Genomic DNA, 15,700 nt, shown 5'->3' with positions numbered 1-15,700 from the left:
TCTCCCGGGTGAGCCGCACAGGCGCAGGACGCGGCGGCGGATCAAACCCACCGCCGCCTCGTCGCCGTGAGCGCACTGATCGCAGACGGACAGCGCCGCGGGGCCGAAGCGTTGCTGGCGCAGATGATCAGGACAGCGCCGTCCGGCCGGGCCGCTGCGCCCTACGCGGCTCTGCTCGCCCGGTCACACCGCGATCGGCCCTTTCGGCTTCAGGGCGGTCTGGGCCTTTTGCCCAGCACCAATGTCAACCGGGCGGCGACGGCGACGACCTTCTCGACCCGCGCCGGAGATTTCACGATCGATGACGGAGGCGACGCACGCTCGGGCGTTGGCCTGAACGTCTCGCTGGGTGCCGCATACCGCCTGCCGCTGGACGGATCACGCACATTCCAGGTGACCGGAAAAGTCGGCCGGACGCTCTATGAAGAGGACACCTTGCGTTATTGGACAGGCCATGCGCGTGCCGAGATGATCCATCGCCAACCGCGACAGACCCTCCGCTATGGCGCGTTTGTCAGCCGATCTGTTTATGACGCGGACACCGGCAGCCCGGCCGACAGCCCGGATGCGTGGCGATTGGGTGTGAATGCCCAATGGTCGCGCGACCACGATGGCATAAGCCGGACGATCAGCGGCCGGTTCGAGTACCGCGACTATGTCGAACAGGATGCCCGCGATGGCCCCTTTGCCCAGGTGGCGGTCTTGTGGGCGACGCCGTTGGGCGCGCGCGGACGGCTCCATTGGGGTGTCGGGCTTGAGCGCCACCTGCCGGAACTGGCCTATCAAAGGAACTGGGGCGCAAGCGCGCGACTGGGATATACCCGCAAGGTGACCGGCACGATCCGGTTGGGGGGAACGCTCAGCGCCACGCTGCGCCGGTTCGACGCCGATTTCGCCACCGTGGATTTTGCCCGCGCCGACGACATTTACCGGATCGGCCTGGCCGCTTCGGATACGCGCATCCGGATCGCCGGGGCGGTGCCCGCGCTATCGTGCGGCTACACCGATCATCGCTCCAGCATCGCCCTTTACGAGACGTCCTACACGGATTGTTCCGTCACGTTCTCACTTGGATTCTGAGTCACGAACAAGGAGGCCAGTATCTCGTCCAGCCTTTGCCCCAGGACGAGGTGGCCCGCACCCTTGAAGGCTGTGAAGCGTGCATCGGGCAATCCAGCCGCCATGGCCCTTGCATCCTCAAGCGGGCACAATGTGTCTTCCGATCCGTGGAAAAACCGCATGGGCCGGGTCAGCCGGTGAAGGTCGCTGACCCAGTCGGAGTGCAGATGCGCGACCTCGTCGACCGACGCGCGGGCGGCTTTGTTCGCGATGAGGCGCAACCAGTCCCCAAGCGCAAGGGACGCAAACGCGACATCGATGCTGGCCAGATCGGACGGCGCCTTCCGCAGCATGAAAGCGAGGGATTTGCGGGCCAGCGCCGGCACCCTGGCAATCGTGTTGTACACCCGCGTCAACCCGGCGACGACGCGGTCGTCCCGGCGGATCCGGGTCGACACTTCAGTCAGCAGGGACGCCGACCGTGACAGCGTACGCGCGGCGTCCTGAAGGCGGATGGCCTGCGGCGTGGCGACGAAAATGACTTCGCTGACCTGGTCGGGATAGTGCCGTGCGAATTGAGCGGCCCAGGCGCAGCCTGCGCTCTCCCCCATGCAGATCACCGGCTCGCCGCAGAAATAGTCCACGATCTCCGAGGTCGCCTGCAATATCTGTGTCTGCGGGCTTGCCGCGCCGGGCTTGGGCTTCAAACCGGACTTGAGCTCGAAACCGGACTTGGGCTCGAAAAAGTGGCGCGGGATCATCAGCAGCCGCAGATTATGGGCGCTGAGCGTCTTGGCCATGTCGGGCGTAAACATGATCGGAGCGAGCATCGAGTGAAAATAGAGGATCGGTTGCCCCTGCCGCGCCCCGAACTCCCAGACCGGCACGTCGCGGGACGTTCCGACCGAGATGGTGTGTATCACGACGTCCCGCCCATAGACCTGTTGTACCAGGTCGACCTCGGGACTTCTGAGGTCGGGCCGAATCAGATCGTTGAGGATGGTGGAGGAGAGCGCCAGGGACAGCTCCCTCAGAAGAGCCGCCTGCCCGCTGACACCCGCCTTTTCAAGGATCAGGCGCACCTGTTTGCGTTTGGTGTCGTAGCTTGCGCCGACATGGGCGGCCGCAGAGCGCAGATCGTGGCCACTGAGGAGAAGGCCGACCAGGGTGAACTCGCTCCGGGTCAGCTCAAGCCCCGTGCAATCGATGAACCAGTCGCGCTCGATCAGGACCGCGACAGAGGCGACATTGGCGGGTGCGAGCGGCCAGCGGTCGAACCGGTTGTAGACATAGACCGGCCCCCTGTCGCACATGACGAAACCAGGGCCGCTGGTCCGGTCGGCAAGTGCCTCGATCCGCTCGGGGAAGCGCCGGGCTTCGCCCACCTCCAGCGGATGCACCAGCCGCCGGCCCTGATCGTCATAGATCATGACGGGCAACAGGCACTCCCCGAAGGCATGATAGAAGAAACGGTCGCAGGCACGCAAAACCTCCGGCAGGGCGAGCGCCGTGTCGGCTCGATCCGTCCATGTCGGAAGGCCTGACTGGAGGGTTTCCGTCAGCGCGGACCGTTGTTTTCCAGCCATGTCCATCGCCAGCGTCCCAGCCTTTCCCCGGCCCCCGGCCCATTGTGTCCCTTCGAGCGCCCTGAGTTCAAGTCCACACGATCTGGCGGACGAAACTTTCTCGGCGCGCGCCCCCCTGAAGGGGGGCGAGCAGAACGCGCCGCATATGGAAGATTTGACGGCGACACGGAGCGCCCGACACATGCTTCATATCTCCAAATGCCAACGGGACCTGGCGACATTGGCTTCACATCAGACGGCTGTTGTGAATGTGAATATGCAGGGCCGGGTCGTCTCGCTGAATGGGGATGCCGTACAGATGCTGGCGGCGTGTCATGACGTGATCGGCGTCGATGCGCAAAACCGGCTCACAATGCCTGCCGTGGAGACGTTTGCCGATTTGCTGGAACGGTGCTGTGCCAACGCCGAGCAAGCACGCGCACACGTCGAGATCTACTCCGACGCCGCCAGGACGCAACTGACGGTCCATGTCTTGCGGCGGCCAGGACTCGGCGCGACCCTGGTGCTCTTCGCGAGCGGGCTCGACATTGACGACAAGGCATCGGTCCTGACACCGAGAGAACGGGATATCCTGTTTCTCGCCGCCAAGGGCCTCAGGCGAGATCGAATGGCCCATGCTCTGGGCGTCTCGATCGCAACGATCGACCTTCATTGCGCGAACCTGCGCAGCAAGATGGGCGCCAAAACGACGTCGCAGGCCGTGGCGAAGGCCCTGACCCGCTTCGCATCTTAGCCTGTGCCTCACAGAAAAGCCGGAAAACCCCTCCGGCAAGACATTGTGAACCGACGCTCGCGCATGCTTCCGGTGCATTGCGGCAACAGCGTCCGCCTACCGAACGGTGTAAACAGGGGAGTTGTCATGTAACAAGGCGCTGTAACCGCCTGTAACCTTCTGAAACCTGACCCTTGTCAATGTCGGCCGCTATGGCGACCGTGCGCGGCGCCGCGGATCACCAAGAGCGATGGGGCGCTGATCCTGGCTCCGGCCGCGCCGATAAAGGCGGACGATGAGGGCGGTGCGTGGCGCGGCCCTCATCGTCCGGCTTCAAAGCGATATGGCGGCGATGTGACCCAGAGACGCTCAGCGGCACTGCGCGCAGAAGCGCTGAATGCGCGCGCAGGCCTCGGTCAGCGCCTCGGTCGATGTCGCATAGGAGATGCGGAAGTTCGGCCCCAGCCCGAAGGCCGAGCCTTGCACGACCGCCACGCCCTGGCTGTCCAGCAGTTCGGTGACGAAGTCCTCGTCCGTCCGCATCGCGTTTCCGCTCGGTGCGGTCCTGCCCATCAGCCCGGCGCAGGACGGGTAGACATAGAACGCGCCTTCCGGCGTGGGGCATTCGATGCCGCTCGCCTGGTTGAGCATGGAGACGACCAGATCGCGCCGTTCCTCGAACACCTTGCGCCGCTCGGAGATGAAGTCCTGCGGCCCGTTCAGCGCCTCGACCGCAGCCCATTGGGCGATCGAGCAGGTTCCGGACGTCTGCTGGCCCTGGACCTTGGTCATCGCCTTGATGAGATCGGCGGGCCCGCCCGCATAACCGATCCGCCAGCCGGTCATCGCATAGGCTTTCGACACGCCGTTCATCGTCAGCGTGCGCTCATGGAGCGCGGGCTCCACCTGGGCCGGTGTCGTGAAGGTGAAATCGCCGTAGCAAAGATGCTCGTACATGTCGTCGGTCAGCACCCAGACATGGGGATGGCGCATCAGGACCTCGGTCAGCGCCTTCAGCTCGCTTTCGGCATAGGCCGCGCCCGACGGGTTGGAGGGCGAGTTGAAGACGAGCCATTTCGTCCTTGGCGTGATCGCCGCTTCCAGCGCTTCGGCCGTCAGCTTGAAGCCGTTGTCGAGCGTGGTCTCGACGACGGCCGGCTCGCCGCCGTTCAGCAGCACCATGTCCGGATAGCTGACCCAGTAGGGCGCCGGGATCAGCACCTCGTCGCCCGGATTAAGCGTTGCGGCGAAGGCGTTGTAGAGAATCTGCTTTCCGCCCGTGCCGACGATGACCTGCCCGGGCGCGTAATCGAGCCCGTTCTCGCGCTTGTACTTGGCCGCGATCGCCTCGCGCAGTTCGATGATGCCCGGCACGGCGGTGTATTTGGTCTCGCCACGCTCGATCGCCGCGATCGCCGCCTTCTTGATGTTGCCCGGCGTGTCGAAGTCCGGCTCCCCGGCGCCAAGGCCGATCACGTCGCGTCCGGCCGCCTTCAGTTCGCGCGCCTTGGCCGTGACCGCGATCGTCGCCGAAGGCTTCACGCGCGCGAGCGCATCGGAAAGAAAGGCCATCTCATCACTCCTTGGGCAGGGGCGCGGGCAGCGCCGGGCGGCCACGTTATTGCGCCAACCGGCCACCGGAGGCAAGCGGTCGATGCGGCCAATCGCAACGGGACGTTAACCATGATGGCCGATGGCGAAAGAAAGCGTTAACCACGAACGTTAACAATGGTTACCCTGCAAACCCCGAAGAACCGGCCATTGCGCACCATGTCCGACGACCGTCAGCGCCCTGTCGACCATCCCCGCACGATCGCCCGCAACCAGGACGGCACGCTCTCGGCGGTCGACGGCACGGTGGTCGTCAACACCGCCTTTCAGCCGCTGTTCCGCCATTTCGAGGGCAGGCTCCTTCCGGTCGCGTTCGAAGCGCTGGCACGGCCGTTGCGTGGCGGGGCGCCGCTTCTGCCCGACAGCTATTTCGGCCATGTCCCGCCGGCCGACCTGCACGGCGTCGAGGCGCTCGTCCGGCACGTCCATGTGCACAATGCGCGGCACCTGCCCTGCGAGGCCAGGCGCCTGTTCCTGAATTTTCATCCCGCGGGCCTTGGCACCGCCGGCACGTTCGAGGCCGATCTGCGCGCCCTTGGCGAGGATCTGCGCCAGGCCGGCATAAGCCCGCGCGACCTTGTGTGCGAATTCACCGAACATCGCGAACGGTCCGAAGCCGACATGAAGCATTTCGTCTACGCCCTGCGCGCCCGCGGCTTTCTGATCGCGGTCGACGATTTCGGCGCGGCCTTCTCCGATCCGGCGCGCATTGCCCGGCTGACCCCGGACATCGTCAAGATCGACGGCGCGCTGGTCCGCCGGATGCTGGCGTCCGAGGAAGGCTTCGGCGAAATCGCGCGCCTGGTCGAGACCTTTCTCAAGGACGGCATCCGCTGCGTGCTGGAAGGGCTGGAGACCCTGCGGCAGGTGGAGCTTGCCCGCCGGACCGGCGCCCACTTCCTGCAAGGTTACGCGCTGTCGCCGCCGCAGGCCGCCCCCGGCCACTTCGCGCCTCTGATGGCCGCCCATCGCAAAGCGCCCGAAAGCGAACTGGTCAAGGCGCTGCGCTGACAAACCGCTCGCCCCGAACCACCGGCCGGCATGTGCGCCTTGAGGGCAGCGGGCCGGGGTCACACTTTGAACGCAAAATCGCCCCGCGCCCGGCCCAATCCGATCCATTCTCCGCCGCAAAGCGTAACTATCCGTGATCGTGTGAAAAACGCCTGCATCGCGGCCGGGAGCACCGAACCTGTTCATGAACCATGCCATGCATCGCGCCGACCGGCGCGGCCTCAACCTTGCAGACACGGCGATGCTCGCCGCCGGCCTCGTCTTTGCCACCGTGATCGCCCTGGTCGCCCTGGCTTTCGCCACGAATGCGGCGACGGCCACGACCATGCTCGACACCGACGCGCTGGCACGGATGCTGGCCGCTCCCGCCCTCCACCCGGCGCCCGCCGTGACGCGCGAAACGCTTCTGGTCCTGATGAGCGCCGGCCTGGTCGGCATGGGCTCCGGGGCACTGGCCATGGTGCGCGGCCTTGAGCGCGACTGGAACGCCAACCACAGGACGCGCCGCTGAGGCGCGCCGGAACCGGCATCGAAGACACAACCAACCGCCGGAGATGCCATGCCACGCACCGGACCGATCGCCGCCCTGGCCGCGCTCACCCTTGCGTCCGCCGGGCCGGCCTGGGCGCAGAGTGTCCAGGTCACCACGCAGGACGGCATCGCGCTGCGCGCGACCACGGTCGCCGACGGCCTCGCCCATCCATGGGGCGTCGAGGTCCTGCCCGACGGCGCGCTGCTGGTCACCGAGCGGGCGGGCACCATGCGCATCGTCCGCGACGGGGCGCTTTCCGGGCCGGCCGCCGGCCTTCCGCGGATTGCAGTCGGCGGCCAGGGCGGCCTTATGGACGTCGCGCTCGCGCCCGATTTCGCCACGACGCGCGAGGTCTATTTCACCTTTTCCGAGCCCGGACCGGGCGGCAGCGGCACAGCCCTGGCCAGGGGCGTGCTGACCGGCCCGGAAAGCGCCGGCCCGGCGCTCGATGCGGTCGAGACCATCTTCTCGATGAACGTCAAGTCGCGCGGTGACCGCCATTTCGGCGCGCGCACCGGCTTCTGGCCGGACGGCACCGTCTATGTCACCACCGGCGACCGCGGCGAGCGGCCGCGCGCGCAGGTCATGGACGACCATGCCGGCGCCGTGATCCGTATCGACAGGGACGGCGGCGTGCCGGCCGACAACCCGTTTGTCGGCGAGGCCGGCGCGGCGCCCGAACTGTGGTCGAAGGGCCACCGCAACATCCAGGGCGCCGACATCGACCCCGCGACCGGCCTTTTGTGGACCGTCGAGCACGGCGCGCGCGGCGGCGACGAGATCAACCGGCCCGAGGCCGGCCTCAACTATGGATGGCCGGAAATCTCCTACGGACGGCATTATTCCGGCCTGCCCATCGGCCGGGGGACCGAAGCGCCCGGCTTCGAGCAGCCGGCCCATTACTGGGACCCCTCCATCGCACCGTCCGGCCTTGCGGTCTATGACGGCCCCATGTTCCCAGAATGGCGAGGGGATCTGCTCGTCGGCGCGCTGCGCGCGCAGTTGCTGTCGCGGCTGGAGCGCGACGGCGGCGCCATCACCGGCGAGGAGCAGCTTTTCGCGGGCAGGCTCGGCCGCGTCCGCGACATCGAGATCGCGCCGGACGGCGCGCTCTACCTGCTGATCGACGACAATCCCGGCCGGATCGTGCGCATCGAGCGCGATCCGGCATCCTGATGTGAAAAAGGCCTATGGTTATGAACTGGCTCATCAAAAGCCTGATCCTGCTTGTTCTGCTCGCCACGGTGGCAACGGTCGGCTTCCTCATCTACGGCCGCGAGAACACCTGGCAACTGATCGCCGGCAATCCCGACCAGGGTCCGTTCGAACTCGCCGCGCCCGTGCGGTCCGACCGGCCCAACGATGCGCTGCTGTGCTCGCCGGATCTGTGCGAGGGTGTGGCGGTCGACGGCGCCCTGCCGGTCTACGACATGGCGCCCGAGGCCCTGATCGCCGCGCTGCGCGCCGCGATCGAGGCGCAACCCGACCGCAAGCAGCGCGTCGATGACGGCACCGATGCGATGGCCCTTCGCTATGTGACATGGACCGACACGATGCGCTTTGCCGACACCAGCCAGTTCCTGGCGGTCGATCTCGGCGATGGGCGATCGGGGCTTGTCGCCTATGCCCGCGCGCAGCTTGGCCGATCCGACATGGGCAACAACAAGGCCCGGCTGGAACGCTGGACGGGCGCGATCGAGACGGACGGCTGAATGGACGGCATGCGCGTTCCGGCCGGTGCTCGGTCAGCCTGTGGAAGTGGGTCTGTTCGGGCGTGACGCGCTCACGACTTGTCGTCCGTCAGCGGCCACAGGCGTGGCCAGCTCTCCATCGTCTCGTCGAACACGCCATCGCACGCATCCTTGACGCGCATCTCCCGGAGCACGAAACGAGGCTCGGCGCCGGCCAGCGTCCAGCGGGCCACCGTGCCGCAATCGCCCAGGCCCCGTCCCTTGAAGAAGGCGTTCAGTTCGCCCGCCTCGGCGTCCCACCAGGCGTTCCACGCGACCATCTCGGCCGACGGGCCGTCGGCGGCCATCATCGGCAGCGCGATGCGCTCATGGCCTTCGCGATGGCTCAGCCAGAAGGCGTAGGGAAAATTATAGGCCCCGCCGACACCGCATTGCAGGCCGATCAGCGACACATTGTCGGCGAGCGAGACCTCGAACCCGTCGACGACATCGCCCACGCGCCCCTCGCCGGCGCACGGGGCGCCCTCGCCCTCGAACGCGCGCATCAGGCCCGCCGGCACGGCATCGAGCGCGCGCACGTCGTCGCCGAAGACGGGCGCGACCGGCCCCACCGGCATGGCGCCGAACGCGGCGAGCGCGTCGTCGCGCCCGAGACGTCCCTGCACCTCGTCCATGAAGATCGCGCCGGCGACCACGCCCGACAAAGAGAACGGCGCCGTCGCCTGGCCGGTGCGCGTGCGGTAGGTCACCTGCAACAGTTCGCCGGCCCTGGCGGCCGCGAACATCGCACGCACCGCGTCCTGCGCGTCATGGGAATATTCGGAGAGCGCCGCGCGATAGGAGAAGGCATCCGCCGGCACGGTCAGAACCTCGATTCCGTCCACAACGAAACGCACCTGCGATCCGGCCACGAGCGGCTCGCGGATCGCCAGATAGAGCGCCACGGGCGCATCGAGGGCGGCGGCGCGGCGAAAGCCGACGGTGAACAGCGTCACCCGGGGATTGGTGATGAACAGGTCGCAGCGCAGCGCGTTCGTGCACGACACGTTGACGTCCCGGATGCGCCTGAACTCGCGCGCGTCGGCCGGGCCGGGCAAAACGGCCGTGGCCGCCGAGATGACGGCCAGGCCCAGCGCGGCCGTCCGCACGGTCGACATCGAATGGCTCATGCGTGGCAAGGGCGTACTCCTGCTAGTCAAAATGCCCCCATAACATAGGATCACCGGAAACGTTGATAAGGGCTCGGCCACCGCGCACCGATTTGTGAGCCCGCGCGGCCCCGCCGACAAGCCTGTCACCATGACAAGTTGCCGCTTGCCGCACCGCGGGTCGCATGGCACGGCTGGACGATGAACCGCGCGACCGCCAACGGTCTCCTTCTGATCACCGGCGCCATCTGGGGCATTGGCTTTGTCGCCCAGTCGACGGCGATGGAGGCGATCGGACCCGTCTTCTTCACCGGGCTGCGCTTTCTGACGGCGGCCGCGGCCGTCGCGCCGCTGGCCCTTTGGGAGGCGCGCCGCGCCCATGGCGCCGGCCGGCCGGCGCTTTCGCCGGCACAGTGGCGCAACTTCTCGCTTTTGGGCGCGATCCTGTTCGCATCGCTCGCCGCCCAGCAAATCGGCCTTCTGACGACGACCGTGACCAATTCGGGTTTTCTGACCGGCACCTATGTGGTGCTGGTGCCGATCATCGCCGTGGTGCTGCTGCGCGAGTTTCCGCATCCGGTCGTCTGGCCGGCGGCCGCGATGACGCTGGCCGGCATCCTGCTGCTGGCCGGCGGCCGGCTGGACCAGCTCACCGAGGGCGATCTTTGGACGCTCGCATGCGCCGTCCTGTGGGCCTTCCACGTGATCGCGCTCGGCCGGTTCGTGCGCGGCGCACCCCGCCCGTTCACGCTCGCCTTCACCCAGTTTCTGGTCTGCGGTCTGATCGGCATCGCGCTGGCGCCGGTCTTCGAGCCCGTCTCGCTCGGGATGGCGGCCGCCGCCGCGCCCGAAATCGCCTTTGCCGGCATCGTATCGGGCGGCATCGCCTTCACGATCCAGGCCGTGGCCCAGCGCCACACGAGCGCGCCGCAGGCGGCGATCTTCATGTCCACCGAAGCACCGTTCGCGGCCCTGTTCGGCGCGCTGCTCCTGGCCGAGCGCATCCCGGCCGTCGGCCTTTTGGGCTGCGCGCTTATCTTCGTTGCGATCCTGGCCGTTGAACTGGTGCCGATGCTGCGCCGCGCCCCGGTTGCATCCGCTCACGAACGGTAACCGCCATCAAATTCGCCGCCCGGCCCGGCTCCGTGATCGGCCCCGGCGGTCTGGCATGGCCCCGCACGCGCGAATGCGAGCAGATCGTGGCGCGGCAGAGGCCTTGAAGCGGAACGGTTTCAGGGAACGCGCGGCAGGAAACCTGCCCTCGCCACATCAATCATGGCGGCAATAAGGCACTGATTTCACTGACTTTTGGCAATCTAACGTGACTTGCCACGCACAATGCGCGCCGCCAGTTTCCGCCGCGTCGGCCATCCGGCCTCGCCCGAAGGCGGGCCGGCGCCGGCGCAACGCGACAGACAGAAAGGATCAGATCATGACACGCAAACAGACAGCCGCCCTGGCCGTGGCCGCGCTTTTCGGCTCCACCCTTTTCGCCATTGCCGGCGAAGCAAAAGGCGTGATCACCATGATCGATGCCGATACGCGCATGATCGTGCTGGAGGACGGCTCCACCTGGATAGCCGGCGTCGAGGTCGATCTGGAGGGCCTTGCGACCGGCGACACGATCCGCGTGGTCTACACCGACGGCACAACGACGCTGACCGAAGTCACCAGGGTCGAGTGATCGGCCGGACGGGCCCGAGGCGGCTCCGGCGATGCGCCATTCATCGCAGGAGCCGCCGCTTCCGCCCGGCGCAGGGGATCACGGACGGACCGGATCGTCTTCCATCACCAGATGCAGATCCGGCCCGGCATAGGGGTGAACGCGGGCGACATCCTCGTTCAGCGCCACGCCCAGCCCAGGCGAGGTCGGCACCAGCGTGTCGCCATCGTCCAGCACCAGCGGCGTCTCAAGCAGGTCGGCATGAAAGCCCGTCCAGTCCTTGACGGCTTCGAGGATCAGGAAATTGGGCAGCGTCGCGGCCAGCTGGATGTTCGCCGCAGCCGCGATCGGCCCGCAATAGCAATGCGGGGCGACCAGCGCATGGTGCGTTTCGGCGATGGCGGCGATCTTCTTGGCTTCCAGGATGCCGCCCGCGCGGCCGAGATCGGGCTGGACGATCTGCGCCGCGCCCAGCGCCAGAAGCCGCGCGAACTCGTACTTGGTGGTCAGCCGTTCGCCGGCCGCGACGGGAATGGAGGTCTTGGCCGCGAGCGCCGCCATCGCCTCGGGCATGTCCGGCGGCACCGGTTCCTCGAACCAGAGCGGATCATGGGGTTCGAGCGCGCGGGCCATGCGCGCCGCCCCCGACGGGGTGAATTGGCCGTGCGTGCCGAACAATATGTCCGCGCGGGTGCCCACCGCCTCGCGCACCGCGGCCACCATCGCCGCCGACCGCTCGATATCGGTCAGCAGCGGCTGGTGCGGATCGTGGATCGTATAGGGTCCGGCGGGATCGAGCTTGATCGCGGTGAAACCGCGATCGACCCAGGCGCGCGCGGCCTCGGCGGCCATCTGCGGATCGTTGTAGACGGTCCGGCCCGCCGTTTCAGCCGGATAGATCGGGCCGGTCGCAGGATAAAGATAGGTGTAGGAGCGCAGCCGGGTCTGCACCGCCCCGCCGATCAGCCTGTGCACCGGCTGGCCGGCATGCTTGCCGATGATGTCCCAGCAGGCCATCTCCAGCGCCGAGAAACAGCCCATCATCGAAACGTCCGGCCGCTGGGTGAAGCCGGACGAATAGCAGCGCCGGAACAGCGCCTCTATGTCGTGCGGATCGTGACCGACCAGATGCCGGGCGGCCGCATCCTCGATCATCGCGGCCATGGTCCGTGGCCCGAAGGTCGCGCCATAGGCCTCGCCATAACCCACGATGCCGTCCGAATCGATCAGCTTGACGAAGATGAAATAGCGCCCGCCGGGCGTCCCCTCGGGCGTGCCGACGACGAAGGTTTCGATGTCTGTGATGGTGGGCATGGCAACTCCGTCGGTCGTCTGTCGTGGGTGGTGGGTCGTCGATCGTAGGTCGATCACGTCTCAAAATCGACCGACGACAAACGAACCCCCACAGGCCCTAGAACACGATCACATTCCTCAGCCCATGCCCCGCCCTGGTCGCCGTGACGGCGGCGTTGATCTCGTCGAGGGCGAAGCGCTTCGTGACGAGCGAATCCAGTTCAAGCACGCCGTCGCGATAGAGCGATGCCAGATGCGGCACGTCGACGGCGACCCGCGCCGAGCCCATCTTCGAGCCGACGATCCGCTGCCCCCAGCCGGCAAAGCTCGCCGGATTGTAGCTGATGTCGACGTCGCTGGGCGGCATGCCGACGATGACGACCGTGCCCGCCTTGCCGATATAGCCGGTGGCGCTTTCGAGCGCTGCGGGCGCGCCCGAGGCCACGAACACATAGTCCGCGCCGCGCCCGCCCGTCGCCGCCATCACCGCGTCCACCGCCCTGTCGCGGAACGGATCGAGCGCATGGGTGGCGCCGAGCCGCCTGGCCGCGTCCAGCTTGTCGGCGGCGATATCGATGGCGATGACGCTGGCCGCGCCGGCGATCCGCGCGCCCTGCACCGCGTTCAGCCCCACCCCGCCGCAGCCGATCACCACGGCATGGCTGCCTTGCGGCATCCGCGCCGTGTTGGTTACCGCGCCGATCCCGGTAATCGCACCGCACGCGAGCAGGCTCGCCGAGGCAAACGGGATCGCCGGATCGATCGCCACGAGCTGGCTCTGCTCGACCACGATCTTTTCGGCGAACGCCGCCGTGCGCAGCCCCTGGCCGAGCGGGGCGCCGGCGGCATCGGTCAGCGGCGAGCGGCCGTCGAGCGCAAATTCGGTCTCGCACAGCACGTCCTGCCCGCAACCGCAATAATGGCATCGGCCGCAGGCGCGAATCAGCGTGACGACGACCCGGTCGCCGGGCGCCACATGGCCAACCCCTTCGCCCACCGCCTCGACCACGCCGGCCGCCTCGTGGCCGAGCACCATCGGCATGTCGCCGCCCCAGCCCCCGTCGGCATAGGTGATGTCCGAGTGGCAGATGGCGCAAGCCTTGACCGCGACCAGCGCCTCGCCGGGGCCGGGATCGGCCAGCGTGACGGTCTCGATCGGCATCGGCTCGCCGAAGGCGCGGCAGACGGCGGCGCGGATGGTCTGCGGCATGGGCGAACTCCGATTGGCTCCGCGCCGCAACTAAGCGTCCCGTCGCGCGCCGCAATGCAGGCAAGGCGACATGCCGCGTCGGCATTGCGGCAATCGCGCCGGGCCGGCGACAAACCGGCCCACTCGGGCGAAAAGCGATGCGGACGACAGGCCGCCCGCGATCAGTCGCAGTGCCGGTAGCCGGAACGGCGCTGTCGCAGGTCGAAATGGAAATGGTCGGCATGATCGGCGTCGCTGCCCGGCCCCAGCACGGTCGAGAACTCGTCGCACGCGCCCGTGCGCACCGCGTGCAGGAAGCCGCGCGCCCGTATCGCAAACAGGCTCTGGCGGGACACCTTGATCGTCCGCCCGTTCTTGAGCGTGAACGAGCCGATGTCGAGCGCATTGCCCTTTGAATGCTCGGACCATTGTCCCGAACCCCGGATGCGCCGGCACGAATAGGACGACATGTTGCCCACCGAGGCGATGCCGGTCAGATAGCGCTTGCGGGCGGCGGGACCCGCATCCTGCTGCAGCCACTCGGCGGCGGCCAGCGCGGCCTGGCAGTTGAGCGTGGCGGCCGGCTTGAGCTGAACGCCGCGCGCCAGCGTCGAGACCCTGACGGGACGGTCGATATGGCAGTTCGCGCTGTCGCGGATCGGCGCGATGTCCACGAACGCGACGCCACGGCGCTTGAGCGCGGCGCGGCACTGGCGTTCGGCGGCCGGCATCGCACCCCCGTCGTTGTGGCCAAAACCGGGAAAGCCCGGACGCGGCAACGAGAACACGCTGCGCGTCGTCGACGAATCGACGCGGGCCGGCGGCGCCTTGGTCGCTCCGTCCATGAATCCCCAATCGAGAAAGCTGCACGAGGCGAGCGCCAGCCCGCCAACCGCGACGGCGGCAAGCCGCGCGACCATGCGGCCATGTGCCGCCACCCCGGAGGTTTCACCCGTCCTGCCCATGGCGCGTCTCCTCGTCCATAGGGTTGTCCCAACGAGGAAGACTAGGCGGCCAGGGTGAACGAGTGGTTCGACGGTTTGGTTGACGGCCGGTTAACCGCGCCCCGGAACCCGGCCGGACAGGCGCGCAAGACCGCCTGAGGAAAAAATCGAACGCAAGAGCCAAGGATTCCGTGTTAGGATTGGGTGCGGGGTGCGGATTTCCAGCGAATTGAAAAGGCAAACGAAATGATATTGCGATTGATTCTGGCAACCGCGCTTCTGGCCGGCGCCACGACAGGCGCCCTCGCGCAGGGCACCGGCTCAGAGGGCTATTTCCAAGTCCACAACGACAGCGACGGCAACGTCGTCATCGGCTTCTATACCAATGACGGCTCGGGCTGGAGCGACAACTGGCTCGACGAGGAAATCGGCCCGGGGGAATCGGCGATCGCCGAATTCGCCGCCGACACCGGCCCGTGCGAGCAGGTGCTGCAGGTCGGCTGGCTGAGCACCGATGGCGACGAGGTGCTCGACGAGCCGATCGGCATCGATATTTGCGATGCCAGCAACGTCTATCTGGACGACAACGACATCTACTACGACTGAGACCCGCGCAACGCGTCTCTCAAACGGCCGCGGCGATGGATTGATCGCCGCGGCCGTCGCGCTTAAGGTCTCCCGCCGGGAGATATGTGCATGCAGGACAAGCCCCATCGAATCGCAACGCCGCTGGCGCTGCTCGGCTGCGGCCTTCTGGCCGGATGCGCCGTGATAAGCGACCTGAACCCGCTGAACCGCGGCCCGGCCGAGCCGCTGCCGCCTGTGACCGGCAACGTGATCGCGACCTCATCGAGCAGGGATCTCGAACAGCGCCTGGGAACGGCGGCGAGCGACCCCACCTCTTCGGACACGCAGGGCGCGACGGACGAGGCGGACACGAACTGAGGCGGGCCGCCGGCTCTTTGCTCACAGTCCCTTTGCCCTCCGCCCTTTTGCCCTCCGCTCCCTTGCCCGCTGCCCCTTTGCCCGCGGCCAGGTCATGCCCATATTGCATGGGCGGCGCCTGCCGCGACCGTTCAACGCGCAATCGGAGATCGTGTTCGTGGCCCTGGTCGGCCTTCTTGCCCTCGCGTTCATCGCCGCCATCGTCCTGCTGCCGCAAATCTGGGTTCGGCGCACGATGCGAAGGCACGATGCCGTCCGCGCCGATTTTCCCGGCACCGGCGGCGCGCTGGCGCGGCATCTGATCGCGCATTTCGAT

16 protein-coding genes and 1 pseudogene are annotated in these 15,700 nt (G+C 67.4%); 11 read left to right on the top strand and 6 right to left on the bottom strand.

Translation table 11 applies throughout. From position 1 onward, the window contains the following. Positions 1–66: 66 nt before the first annotated feature. A complete protein-coding gene (locus AC5E6L_RS07500) occupies positions 67–1,080 on the top strand; it encodes a surface lipoprotein assembly modifier (RefSeq protein WP_491772344.1) in 1,014 nt (337 codons plus the stop codon). Here AC5E6L_RS07500 and AC5E6L_RS07495 read toward each other — a convergent pair. Continuing rightward, on the bottom strand, positions 1,041–2,651 hold the full coding sequence (locus AC5E6L_RS07495; RefSeq protein WP_491772342.1) for an alpha/beta fold hydrolase: 1,611 nt from the start codon (positions 2,649–2,651) through the stop codon (positions 1,041–1,043). The genes AC5E6L_RS07500 and AC5E6L_RS07495 overlap by 40 nt on opposite strands. Before the next feature lie 175 nt (positions 2,652–2,826). On the opposite strand from AC5E6L_RS07495, the gene AC5E6L_RS07490 reads away from it, so the two are divergent. After that, positions 2,827–3,378: a helix-turn-helix transcriptional regulator gene (locus tag AC5E6L_RS07490; RefSeq protein WP_491772340.1), complete on the top strand. Its 552-nt coding sequence runs from the start codon at positions 2,827–2,829 to the stop codon at positions 3,376–3,378. A 348-nt stretch (positions 3,379–3,726) separates the two neighbouring features. On the opposite strand, the gene AC5E6L_RS07485 is transcribed toward AC5E6L_RS07490, so the two are convergent. Beyond that, a complete protein-coding gene (locus AC5E6L_RS07485) occupies positions 3,727–4,929 on the bottom strand; it encodes a pyridoxal phosphate-dependent aminotransferase (protein ID WP_491229314.1) in 1,203 nt (400 codons plus the stop codon). A gap of 198 nt (positions 4,930–5,127) precedes the next feature. On the opposite strand from AC5E6L_RS07485, the gene AC5E6L_RS07480 reads away from it, so the two are divergent. From AC5E6L_RS07480 to AC5E6L_RS07465, 4 genes are all read left to right on the top strand, one after another. After that, the gene (locus tag AC5E6L_RS07480; RefSeq protein WP_491229315.1) at positions 5,128–5,979 is read left to right on the top strand and encodes an EAL domain-containing protein; all 852 of its coding nucleotides are present in this window, start codon (positions 5,128–5,130) and stop codon (positions 5,977–5,979) included. Positions 5,980–6,163: 184 nt separating this feature from the next. Next, complete coding sequence (locus tag AC5E6L_RS07475) at positions 6,164–6,490, top strand: hypothetical protein (protein ID WP_491772337.1); 327 nt, start codon at positions 6,164–6,166, stop codon at positions 6,488–6,490. A gap of 48 nt (positions 6,491–6,538) precedes the next feature. Beyond that, positions 6,539–7,687, top strand: a complete 1,149-nt coding sequence (locus tag AC5E6L_RS07470; RefSeq protein WP_491772335.1) for a PQQ-dependent sugar dehydrogenase — start codon at positions 6,539–6,541, stop codon at positions 7,685–7,687. Positions 7,688–7,707: 20 nt separating this feature from the next. Further along, entirely contained in the window at positions 7,708–8,223 is a 516-nt protein-coding gene (locus tag AC5E6L_RS07465) for a DUF1499 domain-containing protein (protein ID WP_491229318.1), read from the top strand. 71 nt (positions 8,224–8,294) lie between these two features. Here the strand turns inward: AC5E6L_RS07465 and AC5E6L_RS07460 are convergent, their stop codons facing one another. Continuing rightward, positions 8,295–9,359, bottom strand: coding sequence for a DUF1176 domain-containing protein (locus tag AC5E6L_RS07460; RefSeq protein WP_491772333.1), 1,065 nt, complete (start codon positions 9,357–9,359; stop codon positions 8,295–8,297). Positions 9,360–9,551: 192 nt separating this feature from the next. Here AC5E6L_RS07460 and AC5E6L_RS07455 point away from each other — a divergent pair, with 192 nt between their 5' ends. Further along, positions 9,552–10,463, top strand: coding sequence for a DMT family transporter (locus AC5E6L_RS07455; protein WP_491772331.1), 912 nt, complete (start codon positions 9,552–9,554; stop codon positions 10,461–10,463). A gap of 319 nt (positions 10,464–10,782) precedes the next feature. Beyond that, complete coding sequence (locus AC5E6L_RS07450; RefSeq protein WP_491229320.1) at positions 10,783–11,034, top strand: DUF1344 domain-containing protein; 252 nt, start codon at positions 10,783–10,785, stop codon at positions 11,032–11,034. A 78-nt stretch (positions 11,035–11,112) separates the two neighbouring features. Here AC5E6L_RS07450 and AC5E6L_RS07445 read toward each other — a convergent pair whose 3' ends face one another. The 3 genes from AC5E6L_RS07445 to AC5E6L_RS07435 form a co-directional block, all read right to left on the bottom strand. Further along, positions 11,113–12,327, bottom strand: coding sequence for a mandelate racemase/muconate lactonizing enzyme family protein (locus tag AC5E6L_RS07445; protein WP_491772329.1), 1,215 nt, complete (start codon positions 12,325–12,327; stop codon positions 11,113–11,115). Positions 12,328–12,424: 97 nt separating this feature from the next. After that, on the bottom strand, positions 12,425–13,516 hold the full coding sequence (locus AC5E6L_RS07440) for a Zn-dependent alcohol dehydrogenase (RefSeq protein ID WP_491772327.1): 1,092 nt from the start codon (positions 13,514–13,516) through the stop codon (positions 12,425–12,427). Positions 13,517–13,677: 161 nt separating this feature from the next. After that, positions 13,678–14,460, bottom strand: coding sequence for an extensin-like domain-containing protein (locus AC5E6L_RS07435; protein WP_491772325.1), 783 nt, complete (start codon positions 14,458–14,460; stop codon positions 13,678–13,680). 237 nt (positions 14,461–14,697) lie between these two features. On the opposite strand from AC5E6L_RS07435, the gene AC5E6L_RS07430 reads away from it, so the two are divergent. The 3 genes and pseudogenes from AC5E6L_RS07430 to AC5E6L_RS07420 form a co-directional block, all read left to right on the top strand. Further along, a complete protein-coding gene (locus tag AC5E6L_RS07430) occupies positions 14,698–15,045 on the top strand; it encodes a hypothetical protein (protein ID WP_491772323.1) in 348 nt (115 codons plus the stop codon). Between the two features lie 90 nt (positions 15,046–15,135). Continuing rightward, entirely contained in the window at positions 15,136–15,384 is a 249-nt protein-coding gene (locus AC5E6L_RS07425; RefSeq protein ID WP_491229044.1) for a hypothetical protein, read from the top strand. Between the two features lie 94 nt (positions 15,385–15,478). Continuing rightward, a pseudogene (locus AC5E6L_RS07420) lies at positions 15,479–15,700 on the top strand (hypothetical protein); the annotation flags it as partial.

The organism is Roseitalea sp. (assembly GCF_984466335.1).
Note: the sequence above shows the minus strand (reverse complement) of the source record. Positions and strands in the feature narration are given on the sequence as shown.